This window comes from Pectobacterium polaris, assembly GCF_002307355.1.
Classification (GTDB): domain Bacteria; phylum Pseudomonadota; class Gammaproteobacteria; order Enterobacterales; family Enterobacteriaceae; genus Pectobacterium; species Pectobacterium polare.
The window spans coordinates 2490599-2513692 of record NZ_CP017481.1 but is presented as its reverse complement, the minus strand read 5'-3'; the positions used below and the strand labels follow the sequence as shown (position 1 = coordinate 2513692).

Annotated in this window: 21 protein-coding genes; 10 read left to right on the top strand and 11 right to left on the bottom strand. The window is 55.1% G+C overall.

Annotated elements, in window-relative coordinates; genetic code table 11:
- Window positions 1–9 precede the first annotated feature (9 nt).
- From hda to upp, 3 genes are all read right to left on the bottom strand, one after another.
- Complete coding sequence (gene hda / locus BJJ97_RS11295; RefSeq protein WP_095995357.1) at window positions 10–717, bottom strand: DnaA inactivator Hda; 708 nt, start codon at window positions 715–717, stop codon at window positions 10–12.
- A 100-nt stretch (window positions 718–817) separates the two neighbouring features.
- Window positions 818–2107 (bottom strand): uracil permease, encoded by a 1290-nt coding sequence (gene uraA, locus BJJ97_RS11290; RefSeq protein WP_040031268.1) that lies wholly within the window; start codon window positions 2105–2107, stop codon window positions 818–820.
- A 216-nt stretch (window positions 2108–2323) separates the two neighbouring features.
- Entirely contained in the window at window positions 2324–2950 is a 627-nt protein-coding gene (gene upp, locus BJJ97_RS11285; RefSeq protein ID WP_010307474.1) for a uracil phosphoribosyltransferase, read from the bottom strand.
- 321 nt (window positions 2951–3271) lie between these two features.
- Here upp and purM point away from each other — a divergent pair, with 321 nt between their 5' ends.
- The 5 genes from purM (at window position 3272) to speG (ending at window position 9199) form a co-directional block, all read left to right on the top strand.
- Entirely contained in the window at window positions 3272–4309 is a 1038-nt protein-coding gene (purM, locus tag BJJ97_RS11280; RefSeq protein ID WP_040031267.1) for a phosphoribosylformylglycinamidine cyclo-ligase, read from the top strand.
- Window positions 4309–4947 carry a phosphoribosylglycinamide formyltransferase gene (purN, locus tag BJJ97_RS11275; protein WP_095993992.1) on the top strand — a complete coding sequence of 213 codons (639 nt, stop codon included), beginning with the start codon at window positions 4309–4311 and terminating at the stop codon, window positions 4945–4947. The genes purM and purN overlap by 1 nt, the downstream gene beginning before the upstream one ends.
- A 282-nt stretch (window positions 4948–5229) precedes the next feature.
- The gene (locus BJJ97_RS11270) at window positions 5230–6336 is read left to right on the top strand and encodes an ABC transporter substrate-binding protein (protein ID WP_095993991.1); all 1107 of its coding nucleotides are present in this window, start codon (window positions 5230–5232) and stop codon (window positions 6334–6336) included.
- The gene (locus tag BJJ97_RS11265; RefSeq protein ID WP_095993990.1) at window positions 6329–8455 is read left to right on the top strand and encodes a TonB-dependent siderophore receptor; all 2127 of its coding nucleotides are present in this window, start codon (window positions 6329–6331) and stop codon (window positions 8453–8455) included. The genes BJJ97_RS11270 and BJJ97_RS11265 overlap by 8 nt, the downstream gene beginning before the upstream one ends.
- Before the next feature lie 168 nt (window positions 8456–8623).
- Complete coding sequence (speG, locus tag BJJ97_RS11260; RefSeq protein ID WP_039472461.1) at window positions 8624–9199, top strand: spermidine N1-acetyltransferase; 576 nt, start codon at window positions 8624–8626, stop codon at window positions 9197–9199.
- Between the two features lie 56 nt (window positions 9200–9255).
- Here the strand turns inward: speG and ybbP are convergent, their stop codons facing one another.
- Both ybbP and ybbA read right to left on the bottom strand, forming a co-directional pair.
- The gene (gene ybbP / locus BJJ97_RS11255) at window positions 9256–11685 is read right to left on the bottom strand and encodes a putative ABC transporter permease subunit YbbP (protein WP_095993989.1); all 2430 of its coding nucleotides are present in this window, start codon (window positions 11683–11685) and stop codon (window positions 9256–9258) included.
- Window positions 11682–12413 carry a putative ABC transporter ATP-binding protein YbbA gene (gene ybbA, locus BJJ97_RS11250; protein WP_095993988.1) on the bottom strand — a complete coding sequence of 244 codons (732 nt, stop codon included), beginning with the start codon at window positions 12411–12413 and terminating at the stop codon, window positions 11682–11684. Before ybbA ends, ybbP begins: the two co-directional genes overlap by 4 nt.
- Between ybbA and tesA the strand changes: the two genes are divergently transcribed.
- From tesA to BJJ97_RS11235, 3 genes are all read left to right on the top strand, one after another.
- Window positions 12336–13019, top strand: coding sequence for a multifunctional acyl-CoA thioesterase I/protease I/lysophospholipase L1 (gene tesA, locus BJJ97_RS11245; RefSeq protein WP_095701874.1), 684 nt, complete (start codon window positions 12336–12338; stop codon window positions 13017–13019). The genes ybbA and tesA overlap by 78 nt on opposite strands.
- 28 nt (window positions 13020–13047) lie before the next feature.
- Complete coding sequence (locus BJJ97_RS11240) at window positions 13048–13818, top strand: SDR family oxidoreductase (protein ID WP_095993987.1); 771 nt, start codon at window positions 13048–13050, stop codon at window positions 13816–13818.
- 110 nt (window positions 13819–13928) lie between these two features.
- Window positions 13929–14789, top strand: coding sequence for a thioredoxin family protein (locus tag BJJ97_RS11235; protein ID WP_039486057.1), 861 nt, complete (start codon window positions 13929–13931; stop codon window positions 14787–14789).
- Window positions 14790–15216: 427 nt separating this feature from the next.
- Here BJJ97_RS11235 and BJJ97_RS11230 read toward each other — a convergent pair whose 3' ends face one another.
- Window positions 15217–16410, bottom strand: a complete 1194-nt coding sequence (locus tag BJJ97_RS11230; RefSeq protein ID WP_095993986.1) for a nicotinamide mononucleotide deamidase-related protein YfaY — start codon at window positions 16408–16410, stop codon at window positions 15217–15219.
- A gap of 221 nt (window positions 16411–16631) precedes the next feature.
- Between BJJ97_RS11230 and tyrP the strand changes: the two genes are divergently transcribed.
- The gene (gene tyrP / locus BJJ97_RS11225) at window positions 16632–17840 is read left to right on the top strand and encodes a tyrosine transporter TyrP (protein WP_095993985.1); all 1209 of its coding nucleotides are present in this window, start codon (window positions 16632–16634) and stop codon (window positions 17838–17840) included.
- Window positions 17841–17984: 144 nt separating this feature from the next.
- Here the strand turns inward: tyrP and BJJ97_RS11220 are convergent, their stop codons facing one another.
- The gene (locus tag BJJ97_RS11220; RefSeq protein ID WP_010301323.1) at window positions 17985–18524 is read right to left on the bottom strand and encodes a YfaZ family outer membrane protein; all 540 of its coding nucleotides are present in this window, start codon (window positions 18522–18524) and stop codon (window positions 17985–17987) included.
- Between the two features lie 249 nt (window positions 18525–18773).
- Here BJJ97_RS11220 and BJJ97_RS11215 point away from each other — a divergent pair, with 249 nt between their 5' ends.
- Entirely contained in the window at window positions 18774–18986 is a 213-nt protein-coding gene (locus tag BJJ97_RS11215; RefSeq protein ID WP_227003514.1) for a catalase, read from the top strand.
- Window position 18987: 1 nt separating this feature from the next.
- Here the strand turns inward: BJJ97_RS11215 and menE are convergent, their stop codons facing one another.
- Genes menE through menH form a run of 4 tightly spaced genes read right to left on the bottom strand, consistent with a single transcriptional unit; the run spans window position 18988 to window position 23055 of the window.
- On the bottom strand, window positions 18988–20472 hold the full coding sequence (menE, locus tag BJJ97_RS11210) for an o-succinylbenzoate--CoA ligase (RefSeq protein ID WP_095993983.1): 1485 nt from the start codon (window positions 20470–20472) through the stop codon (window positions 18988–18990).
- Complete coding sequence (gene menC, locus BJJ97_RS11205) at window positions 20460–21431, bottom strand: o-succinylbenzoate synthase (RefSeq protein WP_095993982.1); 972 nt, start codon at window positions 21429–21431, stop codon at window positions 20460–20462. The genes menE and menC overlap by 13 nt, the downstream gene beginning before the upstream one ends.
- Window positions 21431–22288, bottom strand: a complete 858-nt coding sequence (gene menB, locus BJJ97_RS11200) for a 1,4-dihydroxy-2-naphthoyl-CoA synthase (protein WP_039486044.1) — start codon at window positions 22286–22288, stop codon at window positions 21431–21433. The genes menC and menB overlap by 1 nt, the downstream gene beginning before the upstream one ends.
- Before the next feature lie 5 nt (window positions 22289–22293).
- Window positions 22294–23055, bottom strand: a complete 762-nt coding sequence (gene menH, locus BJJ97_RS11195) for a 2-succinyl-6-hydroxy-2,4-cyclohexadiene-1-carboxylate synthase (RefSeq protein ID WP_095993981.1) — start codon at window positions 23053–23055, stop codon at window positions 22294–22296.
- Window positions 23056–23094 lie beyond the last annotated feature (39 nt).

Below are 23094 nucleotides of genomic sequence, written 5' to 3'. Positions count from 1 at the left end.
GATCGTCAATTACAGCCCGAGGATCTCTTTCACAAAAGGAATGGTCAGCTTGCGCTGTGCAGTGATGGAAGCATGGTCGAGCTGATCGAGCGTCATAAATAACGTACGCATTTCCCGATCCAGACGCTTAAGCAGAAAACGGCTGACGTCTTCCGGCAATTCGAACCCGCGCAGTCTGGCACGCAGCTGTAGCGCTTCCCCTTTTTCGTCATCCGACAACGGTTGCAGCTTGTAGATTTGTCCCCAATCGAGGCGAGAAGCCAGATCGGGCAGGCGTAAATTCAGCTGGCGCGGCGGACGATCGCCGGTAATCAACAGCAGTGCACGCCCTGTTTCCTGAATGCGGTTATACAGATTAAACACCGCCATTTCCCACTCTTCATCGCCCGCGATAGATTCAATATTATCGATACACACCAGCGCCAGTTGCTCCATCCCTTCCAGCACATCTGGTACAAAGTAGGCACGTTTATCCAGCGGCACATAGCCCACCGCGCGTTCCTGACGCGACAATTCGGCGCAGGCAGCATGCAGCAGATGGCTGCGCCCGCCCCCTTCGCGTGACCAGAAATAGATGTAGCTACCATGCTCTTGATACAAAGCATTATTGACGGCGGCAAGAAGAGACGCGTTTTCACCCGGATAGAAACTGGCAAATGTTTCGTCATCGGGTAAGTAGAGTGGCAATGAAAGCTGTGCCGGCGTGTTCAGAATCACCTCAAGCAAAACGGGCAGGAAATCGGATCGAGTTTATCACAGAAACCGGCCCCTGTTGAGGACGCGATACGCACGGCCTCAACAGGGGGGAATGACGCGGTTATGAACGCGCGTCGTTCTCTTCCGGCGCATCGAGGATCTCTTCCTCTTTGCGGAACAGGCTGATGACCTTAAACACCAGACTCATGCCGATACCGACAACCGTCGCCAGCGCCATGCCTTTCAGTTCGGTCGAGCCCAAATGCACTTTCGCGCCGCTGACGCCAATGATCAGAATCACGGAAGTCAGGATCAGGTTTTGCGCTTTGTTGTAATCAACTTTGGATTCAATCAGCACGCGAATACCGGATGCACCAATTACGCCGTACAGCAGCAGCGACACGCCGCCCATAACAGGAACCGGCACAGCCTGAATCGCCGCCGCCAGTTTACCCACGCAGGAGAGCAGAATCGCCAGGATCGCCGCACCACCGATCACCCAGGTGCTGTACACTTTGGTAATCGCCAGCACGCCGATATTTTCGCCGTAGGTTGTGTTCGGCGTAGAACCAAAGAAGCCGGACAGCACGGTAGAAATGCCGTTGGCAAACATGGAGCGGTGCAGCCCCGGTTCACGCATCAAGTCTTTCTTCACGATATTCGCCGTCACCACCAGGTGACCAACGTGTTCCGCAATCACCACCAGCGCCGCAGGCAAAATCGCCAGAATGGCAAACCACTCAAAACGTGGCGTATAGAATGTTGGCATCGCGAACCAGTGCGCTTCACGAATCGGAGTCAAGTCAACCACACCCAGCACGAACGACAGCGCATAGCCAGCCAGTACCCCAATCAGAATCGGGATGATCGCCAGAAAACCGCGAAACAGCACCGAGCCCAGAATGGTGATCGCCAGCGTCGCCAGTGAAATCGTCACGGCAGTAGAATCGACAGAGGCGCCATCGGCAGGCAACAGTCCAGCCATTCCCGCCGCAACACCCGCCAGTTCAAGGCCGATAACGGCGACAATCGCCCCCATCGCCGCAGGCGGAAACAGCACATTCAGCCAGCCGGTGCCCGCTTTCTTAACAATCAGCGCCACCAGACAGAACAACACGCCGCACATAATGAAACCACCCAGCGCGACTTCATACCCCAGCGGCAACAGCAGTAAAACAGGGGAAATAAACGCGAAGCTCGATCCCAAATACGCCGGGATTTTGCCCTTACAAATGAATAAATAAAGCAGCGTCCCCACACCGTTGAATAACAGTACGGTGGCCGGATTGATCTTGAACAGAATGGGCACCAGAACGGTAGCGCCAAACATCGCGAACAGATGCTGGAAACTCAACGGGATGGTTTGTAACAAGGGTGGTCGTTCACTTACCCCGATGGCGCGACGAGTCATCTTCAATATCCTCTGTAGTGTTGCTATTTATGTGTGCAGGTAGACCCGCACTTCTTATGACAGCCAGACGCATCCCGCCCCACCGTAGTGAAGCAGGATCATATTGACTGCTGATGTATAAAAGAACCGCGTGTGACGTAACACAGGCTGTGGCGCACCATAGGAAATACTTAGGTTTACGCCAAAAAAAAGCCGACTATCAAGTCGGCTTACCTGTTATTTGGTACCAAATATTTTATCGCCCGCATCACCCAGGCCCGGCATGATGTAACCCTGCTCGTTGAGGCCTTTATCGATGGATGCCGTGTAAAGCTCGACATCTGGGTGGGCTTTTTCCAGTGCGGCAATCCCTTCTGGCGCTGCGACCAACACCAGCACCTTAATGCTGTGACAACCCGCTTTTTTCAGCAGGTCGATCGTCGCGATCATTGAACCACCGGTTGCCAGCATAGGGTCAACAACCAGCGCCATGCGCTCTTCGATATTGGAAACCAGCTTCTGGAAATAAGGAACAGGCTCCAGCGTCTCTTCATCACGGTAGATGCCGACAACGCTGATACGCGCGCTAGGGACATTTTCCAGCACGCCATCCATCATCCCCAACCCTGCACGCAGAATCGGTACGACGGTAATTTTCTTGCCTTTGATCTGATCGACTTCAACCGGACCGCACCAGCCATCAATGGTGACTTTTTCGGTTGCCAGGTCAGCCGTCGCTTCGTAAGTCAGCAAACTTCCCACTTCGGAAGCCAGCTCACGAAAACGCTTGGTACTAATATCGTTCTCACGCATCAAACCCAGTTTGTGTTTGACGAGTGGGTGTTTCACCTCGACGATCTTCATCATTATCTCCCCATCGGCTAGTGGACGGACAAAAACGCCAAGCGCGTTTTTAAACACCGCTTGCGGCGGCCCGCAGGGCGGCGGGCACGAGAGCCCGTCGTAAAAAAAATCGCGGGATTATACCGCCTTTTTTACTTAGCGCCATATGATTAAGCCTGATCCAGATCAACCGAGCAGAGAAATTGTCGCCATTAACGAAAAATAGCCAGCCGATGACTCATCACTCGCAAACGATTGCCTACACTGTTAGAATTAGCGCGCATTATTTTTACCACAACGTGTTTTCTGAATACAAATCGTAACCTTCGTGGGGACTCAGCAGTGACCGACAAAACCTCTCTCAGCTATAAAGACGCAGGCGTGGATATCGATGCGGGTAATGCATTGGTAGACCGTATCAAAGGTGTAGTGAAACAGACCCGTCGCCCGGAAGTTATGGGTGGATTGGGTGGTTTCGGTGCCTTGTGCGCCTTACCGCAAAAATACCGCGAACCGATTCTGGTTTCCGGCACTGACGGAGTCGGCACCAAACTGCGCCTGGCGATGGACCTGAAACGCCACGATACGATTGGTATCGACTTGGTTGCAATGTGCGTGAACGACCTGGTCGTTCAGGGCGCTGAGCCGCTGTTCTTCCTCGACTATTACGCCACGGGCAAGCTGGATGTTGACACCGCTGCCAGCGTGATTACTGGTATCGCGGAAGGCTGTAAGCAATCAGGCTGTGCGCTGGTCGGTGGCGAAACCGCCGAAATGCCGGGGATGTATCACGGCGAAGACTACGACGTTGCCGGCTTCTGCGTCGGTGTCGTAGAAAAATCAGAAATTATTGACGGCAGCAAAGTGCAGAACGGCGATGTTCTGGTTGCCCTTGCTTCCAGTGGCCCGCACTCAAACGGCTATTCGCTGGTGCGCAAAGTGCTTGAAGTCAGCAAGACCGATCCAGAGCAGTTCGAGCTGGAAGGCAAGTCACTGGCCGATCACCTGCTGGCCCCAACCAAAATCTACGTGAAATCCATACTTTCCCTGATTGAGAAAGTTGATGTCCACGCGATTTCTCACCTGACTGGCGGTGGCTTCTGGGAAAATATCCCACGCGTGCTGCCAGAAGGCATGCAGGCAACGATCGACGAATCCAGCTGGCAATGGCCTGCCGTTTTCAACTGGCTGCAACAGGCTGGTAATGTCAGCCGCCACGAAATGTATCGTACTTTCAACTGCGGTGTTGGTATGATCATCGCACTGCCAGCAGACCAGGCAGACGAGGCCGTTGCATTACTGAACAGCAGCGGCGAAAACGCATGGAAAATCGGCGTCATTACTCAAACCGATGCCGGAGACGCAGTGGTTATTAACTGATGAAAAACATCGTTGTTCTGATTTCAGGTCATGGAAGCAACTTGCAGGCGTTAATTGACGCCTGTAAGAACGGACGCCTTAAAGGAAAGATCGTTGCCGTATTCAGTAATAATGCGGAGGCTTACGGGCTAGAACGCGCACAGAATGCGAATATTCCTACGTGCGTCCTGAACCCTGAAGACTTTGCCGACCGTGCTGCATTTGATGCCGCACTGGCAAACGAAATTGAGCAATATGAACCCGCGCTGGTGATCTTGGCAGGCTACATGCGGATTCTCAGCCCGGAATTTGTTGCCCAGTTTGCTGGCAAAATGCTGAACATTCACCCTTCCCTGCTGCCCAAGTATCCCGGCCTGCATACGCACCGCAAGGCGCTGGAAAATGGCGATCGGGAACATGGGACATCCGTCCATTTCGTCACCGATGAACTGGACGGCGGCCCACTGATTCTGCAAGCGAAGGTACCTGTATTCAGTGACGACACGGAAGAAAGCCTGAGCGAGCGCGTGAAGACGCACGAGCACACGATTTATCCGATGGTCATTAACTGGTTCCTGAACGGCAGGCTGGTGATGCGGGATAATGAAGCCTGGCTGGACAGCATTCGCATCCCGCCGCAGGGCTACGCTGCCGAGTAGTTTTGTCAGCTCATCGCTTCATCATAGAGTAAGGCTCCCCTGCGGAGCCTTACTTTTTATTACGTCTTCTTAACCACATCTTCCTTTCTACATCTCATCGACCATCACTCTTTTCCCTTCCCTCACCACGCTTTAAATATTTACTAATCTTTACGAAAAATTCATTAACCATCAGATAATAAAGAATATTTCTATCAACCGAAATTACACATACTCTTCATCGGTTGAAAATGAAAATAACAATGATTATCTTTCCCCATCTTAAATTTTGTGAACTCCATCATGCGTACCGTCTTACTGCTTTGCCTGCTTTTTCTCAGCCCGCTCTTGCAGGCAAAAACCGTCACCGACATTTTAGGCCGACAGGTGGCGATCCCAGACAATCCTCAGCGCATCATTCTGGGCGAGAGCCGTATGCTCTACACGCTGGCATTACTCCAGCCCGATAACCCGGCAAAATATATCGTCGGCTGGCCAGGAGACATGGCGCGCTACGATGCGCAGAGCTGGTCACGCTATACCGAAAAATTCCCACAGCTGAGCCAGATCCCCCAGTTAGGTAACGGCAGCCTGCAAGCGATGAATGCAGAAATGCTGCTGCCGTTAAAACCCGATCTGGTCATTCTTCCACGGCTGGCAAAAAATGCGGCTAATGAAGACCTCCTGCAACAGACGCTGACTCGTGCAGGAATCCCGTTTATTTACGTCGATCTGCGTATCGATCTGCTTAACAACACGTTGCCCAGTATTCGCCTGCTCGGTGAGGTGTTAAATCAACCCCAGCGCGCTACCGCCTTCAGCAATTTCTATCAGCAGCATATGGATGTGATTCGCCAGCGCATCGCGCAATACCACGGCAAGAAACCGACGGTCATGCTGCATCTGCATCTGGGCAGACGAGACACCTGCTGCACCACGGCGGTCGGCGGTAGCCTTGGCGATCTGCTGACTTTCGCTGGCGGCGAGAATATCGCCAGCGGCACCATCAATAGCGTCTACGGCGAACTGAGTCCGGAGCGCGTGTTGGCGGCCAATCCCGACGTCTACGTCGCCACCGGTATGGCAGGGCCAGACGGCAAACGCTTCTCCAGTCTGATGCTCGGCCCGCTGGTTAACGCTGCACAAGCAAAAGAGAGCTTCGACACGCTTATTCGTCAGGAGCCCATTTTGTCTCACCTGCGTGCCGTGCAAACAGGCCATGCCTGGAGCATGTGGCACAACTTCTATCTCAGCCCGTACCACGTCGTAATGGTCGAGATGTTTGCCAAGGCGCTCTATCCAGATCGGTTTGCCGATATCGATCCGCAACAAACACTACAACAACTTTATCAGCAGTTTTTACCTATTGAATTTTCAGGGATTTATTGGAGTCAGATTTCGCATGAATAAGTTTTTTATAAAAAAGACCACGCTCCGTCACGGTTGGCCGCTGCTGGCGCTGTTGCCGTTTAGCATTCAGGCTGCCACCGTCGATGGCAAAGAAGACACTATGGTGGTGAATGCCACTCCTGGTGCTCAGGCAGGAAAAGAGACTGGCTATCAGCCGCATAAAACCGTGACCGGCACCCGCACCGAAAGCCGCCTGCTGGATGTTCCACAGGCTGTTAACGTCGTCCCGACTCAGGTACTCGAGGATCGTGCGGTACGCAACATTGATGAAGCGCTGTATAACGTCAGCGGCATCACCCAGTCCAATACGTTGGGCGGCACGCAGGATGCCATAATCAAACGCGGCTTCGGCGATAACCGAGACGGTTCAATCTTTCGTGACGGCGTGCGATCTATTCAGGCGCGCAACTTTACGCCCAGCAGCAAACGCGTCGAAGTGCTGAAAGGTCCGGCGTCCATGCTCTACGGCATGGGCGAACCCGGCGGCGTCATTAATATCATCAGTAAAAAACCCGAACTGGTACAGAAAACGCACATTGAAGGCTGGGGAAGCAGCTTCAAAGGTGGCGGCGGGCAGTTGGATGTCACCGGCCCGTTAGGCACATCCGGTCTGGCTTACCGTATGGTGGTCGATCACGATGAAACTGACTACTGGCGCAACTTCGGGCGTAACCGCCAGACGACGGTTGCTCCATCTTTGATGTGGTATGGCGAAGACACCACCGTGCGTGTCTCCTACGAACATATGGAATACCTGACGCCTTTCGATCGTGGCACCCTTATCGATCCGAAGACGGGCAAGCCGGTTAATACGCCGCGCGATCGCCGCTTTGATGAAAGCTACAATGCAACACGCGGCGATCAGGACAGCGTCACTATGCAGGTTGACCGTAACCTCAATGACCGCTGGAAAAGTAGCCTGACCTACTCGTACAACCGCAACCGCTACAGTGACAATCAGGCACGCGCCACAAAGTACAATGCCAACACGGGAGTCCTGACGCGCCAGCCAGACGCCACGGGTTACGCACATAGTCAGGCACAAATCGTCCAGCTCACGCTGAACGGCGATGTGGACTGGGGGCGTATCAACCACCAGTTACTGTTTGGGTTTGATTATGAAGCGGATAGGACATTCCGTGGCGATATGATTCGCGGCACCGCAACTTCAGGGTTCAACATTTATAACCCGATATACGATCAACTGCCTGCTTCTACCGCCGTCAACGCGAAGGACAGCGACCAGCGCGAGAATATCGATAGCAAAGCGCTCTTTATGCAGGATGCTATCCGGCTTAACGATCGCTGGCAGTTGCTGGGTGGTCTACGTTATGACACGTTCGATGTCATGGCAGGTAAAGGACGTCCTTTCCTCACCAACACAGACAGTTCATACCACCGCGTCGTGCCACGTGCAGGCATCATTTACAGCCTGACGTCGTATTCATCGCTCTATGCCAGCTACAGCGGGTCATTTAAACCCAACAGCAATATTGCCAATAATATCGGTGCCCTTCCGCCTGAAATCGGCAAGTCTTACGAAATGGGTGCCAAGCTGGATCTGCCCAATCGTATTACTGGTAACGTAGCCTTGTTCGACATTGAAAAACAAAACGTGATGGTCAAGGTCGACGACAATCTTTACCGCACAGCAGGAAAAGTGCGCTCACAGGGAGTTGAACTCGATCTGGCTGGCAGTCTCACGGATACCCTGAGCCTGATTGGTTCTTATGCCTACACCGACGCCCGAGTCACCGCCGATCCAGAAAACACCGGTAAACGCATGCCTAACGCTACGCGCCATACCGCCTCGCTGTTCCTGACGCAGGACTTCGGAAACATTGGTTTGGCGGCTGGTGACGATCTTCGTGCTGGTGCAGGCGCACGCTACGTCAGCCGTCGCGCAGGCGATGCAGCAAACACCTTTTATCTGGATGATTACACCGTCGCCGATGCCTTTGTTGCCTATAGTCTGCCGCTCAATGGTTACAAGGTGAAATGGCAGCTCAACGTGAAGAACCTGTTCGACCAGACCTATTATCCATCCAGCGGTAACAACCTGCGCGTCGCCGTCGGTGAACCGCGTCAGGTGGTGCTGCGCGCCAGCGTCGATTTCTGATGCACTTTCGCCCCGCGTCTAACCGATGCGGGGCACCTTACCGAGTTTCATTCCACATTGAGAGTTCAGCACCCGCCTCCCCGCCGCTATACTAGCGTTGGCATACTCATGCCAGCGTGACCTCGGTAACCACGGGTCACGTCCCTTTATATCAATTAAGGATTCACTATGTCCGGTACGAGCAATTCTGTTCGGCTACGACCGCTGGAGCGAGACGATCTCACTTTTGTTCATCAGTTGGATAACAATGCCAGTGTGATGCGTTATTGGTTTGAAGAGCCTTATGAGGCCTTTGTCGAACTCAGCGATCTGTACGACAAGCATATTCATGACCAAAGCGAGCGCCGCTTCATTATTGAACACGAGCAGACCAAGGTAGGTTTGGTTGAGCTGGTGGAGATTAACCATATCCACCGTCGTGCGGAATTTCAGATCATTATTGATCCCGCGTATCAAGGCAAAGGTTACGCCAGCGCGGCGGCCAAGCTGGCGATGGATTATGGCTTCTCGGTGTTGAACCTCTACAAGCTGTATTTGATTGTGGATAAGGAAAACAAGAAAGCGATCCACATCTACAGCAAGCTGGGGTTTGAGGTAGAAGGCGAGCTGATCCACGAGTTTTTCATCAACGGCGAATACCGCAACACGATCCGCATGTGCATTTTCCAACATCAATACATGGCGAAGCACAAAACCGTGACGGGAACCGGCGGCGAAGCGCCGGGAAGTTCTATTAGCCAATAAGTTCTATCAGCCGATATGTAAGAAGGCCAGCAATGCGCTGGCCTTCCGTTAGAGCATTAACCCGCGAATTGCCGGAACAACGCTTTACCGCGTAAGAGTCGTAGCCCCAGCCAGCCGCCGCAGAGCGACAGCAGGAACGCCGCAATTAACGGCAGTGCTATCCACATCCCGATATTCGGTTCCCAGGCAAAGTTAAAGACCTTACGCTGCAACAGCCACAGGGCCGATTCTGCGCCAATCGCCGCCGCCGTTCCCGCCACCAAGCCCAGCACCGCGAATTCACACCACAGCGTGGTGCGCAGCAGGCGCAACCCGGCTCCCAGCGTGCGGTATACCATCAGTTCCTGACGTCGCTGACGCATCCCGACCTGAATCTGAGCCAGCAACAGCAGCACGCCGCAGAACAGTACCAGGATGACCATAATCTCCAGCGCACGACTCACCTGCTGCAAGACCTGCCCAACCTGACGCAGAATACTGCCAATATCCAACACGCTCACCGTCGGGAACTGGCGATTCATCTGCGTAATCATCTTCTCATCACCATCGTAGCGGAAGCTGGTCAGCCAGGACTGTGGCTGGTTATCCAACGCCCCCACGGGGAAAATGAAGAAGAAATTCGGACGCAGGCTTTCCCAATCCACCTGACGGAAACTGGTCACCGTAGCGCTAAACGGCTGCGTGTCGCCGGTAAAGGTCAGCGTATCGCCAATCTTGATCCCCATCTCTTTGGCTTCTTTCGCTTCCATCGAGACTTCACCCGCCTTCGGTGCTTCACCTTCTACCAGCACATTGTGTTGCGGGATACCGTTCATCCAGGTCAGGTTCAGTTCACGGTTTACCGTGTTGCCGCCCGGATCGTCCTCGTGGATCACTTCCGTAGCGACCTGCTGATTAATCTCCGTCAGCCGCGCGCGAATAATCGGGAAGAATTGCTCCGGCATCACGTCATGCTGAGAGAGGAAATCCCTTATCTGTGGCACCTGATCTGCCGTGATATTCAGCAGGAAATAGTTCGGGCTACCCGGCGGCAACTGCTGCTGCCAGCGTTCCAGTAAATCACCGCGCATCACCAGCAGCAGCGCCAATAGCATAAATGACAGCGAAAACGCGGCCAGTTGACTGAGCGTCGACCACGGCTGACGCAGCAGGCGATTAATCGCCAGACGCAATGCCAGTCGTTTAACCGTCAAACGCCGTAACAGCAGCAGACCGCCCCAGCCAATGACGCCCAGCAGTAGCGACAGCACTGCCACGCCGCCAAGCAGCGACCACAGCAGCACGCCGCCACCGGACAACACGGCCAGCAGCCCGACGACAATAATCAGGACGATCGGCAGGTAATAGCGCAGCGGCCACACGTTCGCCACCACATCCTGACGCAACACGCGCAGCGGCTGTGTCGCCAGCAGCAGTCGATACGGACGCAGCCCAACCAGCAGCGAGATCAGCACCAGCGATCCCAGCGCCCATACCCACGGCCACAGCCCGGATGCAGGCAATGCGGCGGGTAGCACCGGCGCCAGCATTTTCATCAGCAGCGCCTCAAACCCAAGGCCGAGCACGCTACCGCAAACCGCCGCCAGCCCGAGCACGGAAAGCCACTGCCCGATGATTAATCGCCTCAACGCCTGTTTGCCTGCCCCCAGCGTTTTTAGAATAGCGACCAAATCATAGCGGCTGCGGCAGTAGTGCCCCATCGCCACCGCGACAGCGGCAATAGACAGCAACAGCGTCAGCAATGCCGACAGCAACAGGAACTGCTGCGACCGCTTTAACGACTGGCTCAGTGCACCTTCAGAATCTTCCATGCCATACCAGCGCTGATCGGGCTTGAGCTGTGGCTTGATGAAGTTGCTGAATTCACTGATTTGCTTCTCATTGCCAGAAAACATGTAGCGCCAGGTAATACGGCCCCCAGGCTGAATCGCGCCGGTTTTCTCGACATCGTCCAGATTCATCAGAATACGCGGCGCGGTCTCAAACGGATTAAAGCCGGAATCTGGTTCCTGAATCAGTTCGCCGCTGATGCGCAGCGAGGTATCGCCGACGTCCAGCATGTCACCGACTTTCAGCCCAAGTAACGCCAGCAGGCGCGGGGCCACCAGCACCGTTCCCGCTTCCGCATGCAGCCCTTCGGGGCGCGTCTGCAAATTGCCGTACAGCGGATAGCGCTGGTCGGTCGCTTTAACCTGTGCCAGCTGCGGCGTATCACCCGCAAACGTCATGGTCATGAAAGAAATCTGACGGCTAAGCGTCAGCCCGCGCTGCTCCGCTTCCTGAAGCCAGGTATCCGCGATGGGACGCGATGCACGCAACACGCGATCGCCCGCCAGAAAATCCCGGCTCTGCTGGCTGAGCCCTTTCTCCATGCGGTCGCTGATCGTGCCCAACGCCAGCACGCAAGCCACGGCCAGCGTTAGCGCCAGCCAGACAATCAATAAGGAAGGAGAGCGCCATTCGCGCCAGAACCACCGCCAGATCATGCGTCCTCCCGCAGCTTGCCGTCGACTAACCGCAGACGTCGCTCGCAGCGTGCCGCCAGTTGTTCATCGTGCGTCACCAGAATCAGCGTCGTGGCATAATCACGATTGAGGGAAAACAGCAGATCAACGATGCGCTCACCGGTTTTACGATCCAGATTCCCGGTTGGTTCATCGGCAAACAAGACGTTAGGGCGACCGCTGAACGCGCGCGCCAGCGCCACACGCTGCTGCTCACCACCGGAAAGCTGAGCAGGAAGATGATGTAAGCGCTCACCCAGGCCGAGCTGCTGTAACAGCTGTTCGGCTTGTCCACGACTGTGGCTGTCGCTTTCACCGCGCAATAATGCGGGTAACTGTACGTTCTCCAGCGCATTCAGCGTCGGCACCAGCATGAAAGACTGGAAGACAAAACCGACATGCTGAGCACGCAGCGCCGCACGACCTTCTTCATCCAATCCGTTGAGTGATTTTCCCATCAGGCTAACATCGCCCTCGGTGCCATCATCCAGCCCGGCCAGAATCCCCAGCAGGGTTGATTTCCCCGAACCGGATTCACCAATCAGGGCAATTGTCTGCGCAGGTTTGACAATGAGCTCAACTCCGGTAAGGATGGAAAGCCGATTTTCTCCTTGACCAACGTGCTTACTAAGATGATGAACTTCAAGAATGTTTTCTACGTGCGCAGTTTCGCTTGGCGTAGCACTCGCTGGGCTGGTCTTCGCAAACATGTTTTTGTCCTTTTGCTTCTGGGATTATGCAGCGTACGCGCTTTCGCCGCTGACACATTATTAATTCTGGGCGATAGCCTCAGTGCGGGCTACCAAATGCCAGCCGCTAACGCGTGGCCAACGCTGCTGAACACGCAGTGGCAGACGCAGAAAAAAGGCATCGCGGTGGTTAACGCCAGTATTAGCGGTGACACCACCGCACAAGGGCTGGCACGTATTCCTGCCCTGCTGAAACAGCATCAGCCACGTTGGGTGTTGATTGAACTGGGCGGCAATGATGGGCTCCGGGGATTTCCGGCAGCCAATATCGAGCAGGATCTGACGAAAATCATCACGCTGGTCAAACAGGCTAACGCACAGCCATTGCTCATGCAGATCCGTTTGCCGACCAACTATGGCCGTCGCTACACCGAGTCATTCAGCAATATCTACCCCAAATTGGCGGAACAGTTTGCGCTTCCGCTGCTGCCTTTCTTTATGGAGCAGGTGTATCTTAAACCGGAGTGGATGATGGAAGATGGCATCCATCCAACCCGGGATGCCCAACCGTTTATCGCAGAATGGATGGCGAAGCAGCTGGAACCCTTAGTTAACCATGAGTCTTAATAAATAGGCTTTTGAATTAGGTAAAGTTATGCAAAAAACGGTCTTCATTACCGGTTGCTCCAGCGGCATTGGCCTGATTGCCGCTCAGGATCTGCAAAAACGCGGCTATCGTGTGATTGCGGCCTGCCGCCGCGCAGAGGATGTCGCTCGTCTGACTGCGCTCGGTCTGGAAGCGATTACGCTCGATCTGGATGACAGCGCCAGCGTGGAACAAGCCGCTGCGGAGGTGATCAGGCTGACCGATAACCGTCTGTACGGTTTGTTTAATAACGCTGGATATGGCCTGTATGGCCCGTTGAATACCATTTCGCGCCAGCAGCTTGAACAACAGTTTTCCAGCAACCTGTTCGGCACGCATCAGCTCACGCAGCTGTTGCTGCCCGCGATACTGCCGCACGGTGAAGGCCGTATCATCCAGACCAGTTCTGTGCTGGGGCTGGTGTCAACACCGGGTCGCGGTGCGTATGCCGCCAGCAAATATGCGCTGGAAGCCTGGTCAGATGCGTTGCGTATGGAATTACACGGCAGCGGCCTGCATGTCAGCCTGATCGAGCCCGGCCCAATCAGTACGCGCTTTACCAGCAATGTCGCACAGACGCAGACGGACAAACCGGTTACCAACCCCGGCATCGCCAAGCGCTTCACGCTGCCACCGGAAGCGATATTGCCGAAGCTCCATCATGCGCTGGAAAGCTCACGGCCTAAATTACGCTATCCCGTGACGCTGGTAGCTCACGCCTTAACCTGGCTGCGTCGTTTGCTACCGGGGTGTCTTCTGGATAAGGTAGTACGAGGATAAGGTCGCAGAGGGCGATGTATTGCACACTCACCTCTGCACAAGGCTTGTAAGTCATACCGACAGGCCCCATCTAAGAGTCAAATGAATTCAAGAAGTAAGAGAGACTACTCATGTTAGAACAACAAGCGACTATCGTTGACGTCAATGAATCCAACCTGCATCAGGTGTTGGAACACTCCATGACACTGCCAGTCCTGTTTTACTTCTGGTCGGGGCGTAGCCAGCACTGCCTGGAGCTGGAACCGGTGCTGGACAAGCTGGCGCAGGAATACGCAGGACAGTTTGTTCTGGCGAAGGTTGACTGTGATACCGAACAGCGCGTCGCGGCACAGTTTGGCCTGCGCTCAATCCCAACCGTGTATTTGGTTAAAGACGGGCAGCCGCAGGATGGTTTTCAGGGTCCACAGCCGGAAGAAGCCATTCGTGAATTACTGAAACGCGCGCTGCCAAAGGAAGAAGAGCTGAAAGTCGCACAGGCGCAGCAGCTGATTCAGGAAGACAAACTGCCGGAAGCAATGCAACTGCTGAAAGACGCCTGGCAACTCAGCCAGCAGCGCAGCGACATCGGTCTGATGCTGGCAGAAGTGCAGATTCAGATCAACCGCAGTGAAGATGCAGAAGCCGTGTTGGCCACTATTCCTTTGCAAGACAGGGATACCCGCTATCACAGCCTCGTGGCGCAGATTGAATTACTGAAACAGGCGGCAGATACGCCAGAAATTCAGCATCTACAGCAGCAGTTGGACGTCGATCCGCAAAATGCGGAGCTGGCGGTACAGCTGGCGCTGCAACTGCATCAGGTTGGGCGTAACGAAGAAGCGCTTGAACTGCTGATGGGCTTCCTGAAGAAAGATCTGGCCGTCGCTAACGGCAGCGCACGTAAAACGCTAATGGACATCATGGCCGCCCTCGGTACCAGCGACGCCCTCGCCGCTCGTTATCGCCGGCAGCTTTATTCGTTATTATATTGATTCTCTTGTGGAAAAGGCCAGAACGTTGATTCTGGCCTTTTTATTTGCAGGCAGGTATAGCCATCGGCTTATGAGCTTATCGTCTTATGCTAGATTGATGTGATAGTTTCGGGCGTGCTAAGCCAGCGTAAAAATTGCGCTGAGGTGAGCGTTACCGCCGAGTGAGCGGCATGGACGCCGCGAAAGCCAGTGCCGCGTAGGGAACGCGTCACTGGCGGCTCGACAAGCGGAAACGATCGCCGAAGGCACCGCACAGCGGCGCAATTCACGCCAAAAAGCCAGGGGTCACGGGGCGAGCGGCGCTGAGCCGTCCCGTGTCGGGCGCGTGCTATGAAGTAGCATGAAAGTGACGGCATTATCGCGCACGAAACAGCCTCAACAGCGGCATAAAAATGCGACTCAGAGGCAGTCTTGGATCCCCCGCTGACTACAGCGTCTTCAACACCGTTATCCAGCCGTGTCCGCCATACACGGACCATCCGTTTAGCCAGCGGCGCAGCATGTTCATCGCCAGCATCGCAACGACTTCCTGATGCGTTTTCAGGCTGTAGCGCTGTACGTTGAACTGTATCGTTTGGGCGAAAGATCCTTCCGGCGTATGCAGCGCTAAGGACAGCTCCGCATCATTCCGGTTCCCTACAATCAGCGCTAACGATGCCCCCTGACGCTCCGCCAGATGACGTGCATAGTCCGCTAGCCCAGACAGGCTAGCATCCTCAACCTCTGCCAGCAGTGCTCCGCCCGCTAGCGGAACATTCGCCGACTGGAGCTGCCAGTTGAGCAATCCTGCCGTGAAGTGTTCACTCACTGCCAGCGTCATATCACGCTCGGCCAGACGCCGTGCCAACTGTGCCGGTAACCCCTCGGTTCCTTCAAAGATGGTATTTTCCCCTGCCACGGTGCGCACCGTTTCCCACAGTTGCTCCATGTTTTCCTGCTGGGCAGCAGGGCCGGTCAGCTTCAACTCGATAATCGGCATAGAAGAGCGGTAGCCCAGCACCACGCCCGGCGGTAACGCCATACCGTCCAACTGGCTTGCCAGATCGCTCTCGGATCGGCCAAAGGTGGTCAGGCGCAGGCACAGCGGGGCATCCGCGACAGCAAAACGCTCGCGCAAGCGCGGCATAATTTGCTGATCGACCATGACCTTAAACTCAGACGGCACGCCCGGCGTAAAAAACATCAGGCACTTGTTCAGTTGCAGCGCAAAACCACAGGCGGTGCCCACCGGGTTATCGACCATTTCCGCGCTGGCAGGGATTTGCGCCTGTTTGCGGTTGCTCGGTGCCATCACTCTGCCGCGTTCGGCAAAGAATGCCTCCATACGCGCCAGCCATTCCGCGTGCTCAACCAGCCCTTCTCCCGCTGCGGTGGCCGCTGCCAACGCGCTGAGATCGTCGCTGGTCGGCCCCAGGCCGCCGTTCACAATCAGGATATCGGCTATCTGGCTACGCTGCGTTATCGCAGTCACCAGCGCATCGAGATCGTCCCCCACCGTCATCCGGCTGGTCATCGGTAATCCCTGCTGAAACAGATAATCCGCCAGCCAAGCCGCATTGGTATCAATAATCTGACCATGCAGCACTTCATCGCCGGTACATAACATCTCGACCCTAAGCATTTTTTTATTCCTCGTGACGATCCTGAAACCACTTTAAAAAGTCGGATGAACAAACACAATATTTCTTTCAGCCCGCCGAAAAATACGCCACCGCCGACGAGCCTCACTCTAGTGTAAATATAAAATTACACCCCTCGTAACGGCGTTTTGACAGAAATCACTGAATACTCTACCCTGCTGCCAAAAATATCTGGATAGCCACGCTATTTATAGAGGAATAGGTGAAAAATCGTACTCTTGGCAGCATTTTTATCGTTGCAGGCACCACCATTGGCGCGGGGATGTTGGCGATGCCGTTAGCCACCGCCGGCGTCGGGTTTGGTACTACATTGATGATATTAATCGGTTTGTGGGCACTGATGTGTTACAGCGCCTTATTGCTGGTTGAAGTGTATCAACATCAGCCGTCGCACACCGGGCTGGGCACGCTGGCAAAAATCTACCTCGGCCGCTGGGGACAGTGGATCACCGGTTTCAGTATGTTATTCCTGATGTATGCGCTAACGGCAGCGTATATCAGCGGCGCAGGCGAACTGCTCGCCAGTAGTATTAGCCAGTGGAGTGGCTACTCACTTCCATTGTCCGCAGGCATTCTGCTCTTTACGCTGGTTGCTGGCGGCGTAGTCTGTATCGGCACATCCTCCGTCGATTTGTTTAACCGCATCCTGTTTAGCGGCAAAGTCCTGATGCTTGTCATCATGCTGGCCGTCATGGTGCCGCATATTCAGCGCGTCAACCTACTAACGCTGCCGCTGCAACAAGGTCTGACGCTCTCAGCATTACCCGTCATTCTGACCTCCTTCGGCTTTCACGGCAGTATCCCCAGTATCGTGCACTACATGGGGGGCGACAGCCGTAAGCTGCGCCGGATATTCCTTATCGGTAGCGTGATACCGCTGATTGCCTATATTTTCTGGCAGCTTGTGATGCTGGGCAGCCTCAGCTCTTCAACATTCAACGCTATTTTGGCCGATCAGGCGGGATTGAATGGGTTGATGCAGGCTATTCGCACGCTGGTTGCCTCACCGCACGTTGAACTGGCCGTACACCTGTTTGCCGATCTGGCACTGGCGACCTCTTTCCTCGGCGTGGCACTTGGATTGTTCGATTATTTAGCCGATCTGTTTAAACGTAAAAATAGCATCATCGGGCGCGCGCAAACGGGCTTGCTGACCTTTATTCCCCCGCTGGTGTTTGCCCTCTTTTATCCGCAAGGGTTCGTGATGGCGCTGGGCTATGCGGCGATCGCACTGGCCGTGCTGGCACTGCTTATTCCCGCCCTGCTGAGTTGGCAGGTACGCAAACAGCGTCCTGAAATACGCGCAACGCGCGGTGGCGCGCCAGTCTTGGCACTGGTCTTCACCAGCGGAGTAGCGATTATCCTGATCCAACTGGCGATGGTCGCGGGCTGGCTACCGTCAATCAGTTAACCTTACGTGCATAAAAAAACGCTGGGAGCGTTTTTCAACGTCGCTTGCGACGGCCCGAAGGGTGGCGGACAAGGATGTCCGTCATAAAAAAAGAGCGTGAACTCAGCATTCACGCTCTTTTTTCTTTTTAATTTCAGATAGCTATCAGAAATTCAGACCAACGCCAATATAGGCAGAATCCGCCAGTCTGTTATCCGGGCCATTCTCACGCGCCATATTGATATAACGGTAGCCGACATCAACGCTCAGCGGTGCAAACACCTGCCAGCGTACGCCTGCTTTCCCTTCAACATAGTGGTCGACATGGCTGGAGAAGGAATCCGGTGAATAGTAACCTTCACCATACAGCGAGAACTGACGGCTCAGCGGCCACTGCACGCCACCGCCCAGTGCGACGCCATAGCCATCATTGCCGTGATCCTGATTCAGGTACAGCGCTTTGCCACCCAGCGTCAGCTTGAGTGGACCAACAGGAATGGTGTATCCCAGACCGAAGCCGTATACATCATTGTTGTTGTCGCCGTGGGCATAGCTCACATTGCCCGCAAGCCCTGGAATGCCCAGACCGAAGCCCGCACTAGCACCAGCGTAATCGCGACCTGCTTCCCCGGAAAGGCTAATGGCATGTACAGAAGCACTTGCAAGTAACAAGCTTCCCGCACAGGCAATCACAAACTTTTTCATTTTCAATATCCTTAAAAACCGTCGTTAAACGCGCGTGTAAAGGTGTTATCGGTGCCGATTCTACCCGAAACGCCCCCTCACTCCAGCATGAAATTGCCCTGAGCAGCGATTTATTCTTTTAATAATCATGAAAGTTTGCTTTCAGCGCTGCTGACAATAGCAGCAATAAGCGCCGCCTATTTGCTCAAAAAAGACAAAGTGAACAATAGTAATCGTCATGGATGACGATAAAGCAGGCAGAAGGAAACGATGATGAGAGAAGGAAAATTAACCACAGAAAAGCGCGCAACGACGATGGATACCCCTCACACGGTGAGTTCCGACAGGCACAGCCCGATGCGGTTTCAGGACACGTGGTTTCTGGAGAAGCTGGCGCTGTTCGATCGTGAAACCCGCGCCAGTAATCAGACCAATCACCCGCGAAAGGTGGCGAAGTCCGTCACCAGCGCACCGGACAACTAGCCTACGAGCGCGCTGCGCCGCCTGTTGTGTTGGACGAATGGTGCACTGCATTGACCCAGCTTTTCACCTGCTGGCGAGAAAGCTTAATCCCACCATTTTTCAGTTCAGCGGGCAGCGCATAATACGTAACCGGACGCTGAAATCCGGCAAGCTGTGGCTGTAGCCAATCGCGTATTGCATCAAGCGTCGTGGTTTGTGCCACCTCCAACACCGCAACAGGACGGTGGCCGAACTCCGCATCGTCAACGGGCACAATGCAGGCCTGTTGAACATCAGGATGCGCCAACAACACAGCTTCGATATTCTCGGGCTGGATCCCTTCTCCACCGCTGAAGAATTGGTTATCCAGACGCCCCAGAATGTGCCACTCACCTTCGGTAAATAGCCCGCGATCCCGCGTGTGGAACCAGCCGTCATCATCGACCAAAGGCGTCAGTTTTCCATCACGCCAATAGCCAGTTGCCAGCGTGCTGCCACGCAGCAGAATTTCTTCCTCTACCAGCCGGATCTCTCGCCCGAGCAGCGGCATGCCGACGCCCGAACGCCCGTCAGCACGTTTCGCGCAGACCGTGGACGCCAGCTCCGTCAGCCCATAGCCACACCAGCAGCTAACGCCTCGCGCTTCTGCCTGTTGCGTCAGCGCCTGTGGGATCATCGCGCCACCAAGCAATACGGCCTTCAATGCCGAAGGGAATGTCCCCTCTGACAGCAGTCGCCACAGTTGCGTTGGCACCAGAGAAGCATGGGTGCAATCGCGCAGCGCACTATCCAGAGGCTGATGTGCGCGAACAACAATGGTTGCCCCAGTAGCAAGCCAGCGCCAGATGATGCCCTGCCCGGAAACATGAAAAAGCGGAAGTGACAGCAGCCAGCTGTCGCTGGAGGAAAACGCCATCATCTGCACCACACCTTCCGCACTGGAGAGATGGGCAGCAAATGAATGCACCGCGGCTTTTGGCATCCCGCTGGAGCCGGATGTCAGCGTCAGCGTCGCCAGCCGATCGGCCTGCCAGCGTACTTGGTCGATGCAGTGACTTTCTTCGGTATCGCCTGATGGCGAAGCGTCTGATGGCAAAGAAATAGGAGGCAAAGAAAGCGTACGTATCGCATTCGGCCACGGTTTATCATTCAGGCACAGACCATACGCCACATTCAGCGCAGGCAACAGCGCCTCGGTTAGTGCATCAGGTAACTGTGGATTCAACGGCAGCACGCGCACGCCGCACTGTAACAGCGCCAGATAGCTGAACAGCATCTGGACGCTATTTTTCCCGCGTAGCGCGACCGTATCGTCGGCCATCACGCCCTGCTGTGTGAAATGCCCTGCCAGGTGATCCACCTGCTGGGCAAGCGCATGCCAACTCCAGCGGGTTTCGTCGTCAATCAATGCGATTGACTCATTCAACGAGACAGGCGCATTCACCGAAACAGGCTGGGACGTCTGGTTAGCCCAGTGTCGCCACGGCCAATCAGTCAGGATTGCCATACCACGTCCAGTTGCTCAGCAGCCAGCAGCGGCAACGCGCTATCCGGCCAACGTTGAATCACCTGCGCCTGCATCAGATCCAACGTGTCCAGCCCTGGGATCGTGTCCGGTGTCAGCCAGTGCGCCAGACGTGCCAGCTGCGTTAAGCCCAGACTGGATTCGATACTGGAGCTGATCACCGCCGTTAATCCAACCTGATGCGTTTCCTGCACCAGTTGCTGGCAGCGTGCGAGGCTACCGACCAGCGTCGGTTTGATCACAATCGCGCTCACGCCCGGCTCAGCTTCCACTCGAAAATCCGCATCGCGCACGCTTTCATCCCAGGCAATGCTGATACCCGTTTCCCTCGCAAACTCGCGAGATTCTTCACGGGTTTTACAAGGTTCTTCGAGAAAGGCAATACGCGAACGTAATGACGGCGCGACATAACGAGCGAAGCCGTCGGCTTTGGCTCGCGTCCAACTGCGGTTTGCATCCAGACGAAGTTTCAGATCCGGCAAGGCTTCCAGCAGCACGTTAACGATCATGCCATCACGCACCGCTTCGTACAGGCCGACTTTGATCTTTGCCACTTTCTCGCCTGGCATCGCCTGTAGCATGTCAAACAGCTCGTCAGGATCGCCGCTGCACAATGGCGCTTTGCGATAGTCCGCCGCCAGCGGCAGACGCTGATCCAGCTCGGCCTGCGCACAGCTCAAGCCAAAGGCAACAGAAGGCGGAAGATCGTCAGAAAATGCCGCGCCTGCCGCCCACGATGTTAGCTGTTCAAGCGTGGCTGATTCCGCCTCTGCCAGCGTTTCCACACTGAATTCCGGCAGCGGCGCGATCTCGCCCCAGCCCAATCGCTCGCCATCTTGCAAGCGAACGATAAGCCCATCGCGGGTTTTCAGACGCTGATTACGCAGCACCACTCCGGCTTCCATCGGCACGCTGTAACGATAGAGAGTAACCTGGCGCATTACGGATTCCGTTTGAATTTGCTGAAGTCAGGCTGACGTTTTTCGTTGAACGCATTGCGGCCTTCTTGCCCTTCGTCCGTCATGTAGAACAGCATGGTGGCGTTACCCGCCAGTTCCTGCAAGCCAGCCTGACCGTCGCAGTCCGCGTTCAGCGCCGCTTTCAGGCAGCGCAGCGCCATCGGGCTGTTTTGCAACATTTCACGGCACCAGCGCACCGTCTCTTTTTCCAGCTCTGCCAACGGAACCACGGTGTTAACCAGGCCCATATCCAGCGCCTCCGCCGCATCGTACTGGCGGCACAGGAACCAGATTTCACGCGCTTTCTTCTGACCCACGATGCGCGCCATGTAAGAAGCGCCCCAGCCGCCGTCGAAGGAACCGACGCGTGGACCCGTTTGACCGAAGATGGCGTTTTCTGCCGCAATCGTCAGGTCACACATCATGTGCAGAACGTGTCCGCCACCGATGGAATATCCCGCGACCATCGCAACAACCGGCTTCGGACAGGTACGGATCTGACGCTGGAAATCCAGCACGTTCAGGTGATGCACGCCGCTGTCATCCTGATAACCGCCGTAGTCGCCGCGTACTTTCTGATCGCCGCCGGAGCAGAATGCCTTATCGCCCGCGCCAGTCAGAATGATCGTCCCGATACCGTCGTCGTGACGGGCATTATCGAGCGCCTGAATCATCTCTTTTACCGTTTGCGGACGGAACGCATTGCGAACCTGAGGACGGTTAATGGTGATTTTGGCAATGCCATCGATAGATTTATGGTAGAGGATATCGGCGAAGTCGCCGCTGCAATCGTGCCATTCAATCGGTGCGTAAAGCAGGTCTTCACTCGGATAAAGCATAGTTATCAATCCTTAACGTGATGCAAAAGAAAAGAGCGAACCCGCTCGGCATAGGCCGTTGGATTCGCCTGATGAGCATTATGACCCGCCTGAGCCACGCTCAGTAACGGCAGGCCGTATTGCGCCGCCAGCGTTTGAAACTTCACGTCGCTGGCACCGCATAAGTAAACAAAAGGTATCGACAGGTGCCGGAGGCGTTCTGCCAAAAAAGGCTGTTGCCCCAGCGAGGTGGCTTCCAGCATTGCCGCAACGGACGCACCGTGATTCGCGCTGCGACGCGCGATCAGCTGTTCACGCTGCACTGAATCCAGATCGGCAAACACCGCCTGCTGATACCAGTCCTGCAAGACCGCTGGCAGCGGCTCCTGACAAAAGCGCTGCGCCCAGCGTGCATCATGGTGGATACGTTCCGAACGCAACTCCGGCGTTGCCAGACCGGGATGACCGCCTTCAACCAACAGCCCCAGCATGCCGTCATGCTGTCCGTTGCAGGCGTGATACATCGCGATACGCCCACCGAGCGAATAGCCTAGCAGCCAGTAATTCTCAATGCCTTGATCCAACAGCGTCTTACTTAACTGGCGGCTGACATCGGCAAAATCTGTTGTGGAAATCGTTCGCGACGCACCGTGTCCGGGTAAATCCACCAGCAGCACCGGCCAGTCACGACAAAACGGCAAAACAGGCAGCCAGTCTTCGCCGCTGCCTAATAAACCATGCAGACACACCAACCACGGCTGCCTCGGCGCCACCGCGCCATGCGTCACTTTCCGGCAGCCTAGCCTCTGAAAGCTTGGCCTCTGAAA

Coding starts and splice junctions, on each gene's coding strand:
- speG (WP_039472461.1), top strand. CDS start 8,624: ATGTCCGGTACGAGCAATTCTGTTCGGCTACGACCGCTGGAGCGAGAC.
- BJJ97_RS11230 (WP_095993986.1), bottom strand. CDS start 16,410: ATGCTTAGGGTCGAGATGTTATGTACCGGCGATGAAGTGCTGCATGGT.
- BJJ97_RS11265 (WP_095993990.1), top strand. CDS start 6,329: ATGAATAAGTTTTTTATAAAAAAGACCACGCTCCGTCACGGTTGGCCG.
- ybbA (WP_095993988.1), bottom strand. CDS start 12,413: ATGTTTGCGAAGACCAGCCCAGCGAGTGCTACGCCAAGCGAAACTGCG.
- BJJ97_RS11270 (WP_095993991.1), top strand. CDS start 5,230: ATGCGTACCGTCTTACTGCTTTGCCTGCTTTTTCTCAGCCCGCTCTTG.
- menC (WP_095993982.1), bottom strand. CDS start 21,431: ATGCGCCAGGTTACTCTCTATCGTTACAGCGTGCCGATGGAAGCCGGA.
- purN (WP_095993992.1), top strand. CDS start 4,309: ATGAAAAACATCGTTGTTCTGATTTCAGGTCATGGAAGCAACTTGCAG.
- uraA (WP_040031268.1), bottom strand. CDS start 2,107: ATGACTCGTCGCGCCATCGGGGTAAGTGAACGACCACCCTTGTTACAA.
- menE (WP_095993983.1), bottom strand. CDS start 20,472: ATGGCAATCCTGACTGATTGGCCGTGGCGACACTGGGCTAACCAGACG.
- tesA (WP_095701874.1), top strand. CDS start 12,336: ATGATGAACTTCAAGAATGTTTTCTACGTGCGCAGTTTCGCTTGGCGT.
- ybbP (WP_095993989.1), bottom strand. CDS start 11,685: ATGATCTGGCGGTGGTTCTGGCGCGAATGGCGCTCTCCTTCCTTATTG.
- BJJ97_RS11215 (WP_227003514.1), top strand. CDS start 18,774: ATGATGAGAGAAGGAAAATTAACCACAGAAAAGCGCGCAACGACGATG.
- BJJ97_RS11235 (WP_039486057.1), top strand. CDS start 13,929: ATGTTAGAACAACAAGCGACTATCGTTGACGTCAATGAATCCAACCTG.
- BJJ97_RS11220 (WP_010301323.1), bottom strand. CDS start 18,524: ATGAAAAAGTTTGTGATTGCCTGTGCGGGAAGCTTGTTACTTGCAAGT.
- upp (WP_010307474.1), bottom strand. CDS start 2,950: ATGAAGATCGTCGAGGTGAAACACCCACTCGTCAAACACAAACTGGGT.
- menB (WP_039486044.1), bottom strand. CDS start 22,288: ATGCTTTATCCGAGTGAAGACCTGCTTTACGCACCGATTGAATGGCAC.
- BJJ97_RS11240 (WP_095993987.1), top strand. CDS start 13,048: ATGCAAAAAACGGTCTTCATTACCGGTTGCTCCAGCGGCATTGGCCTG.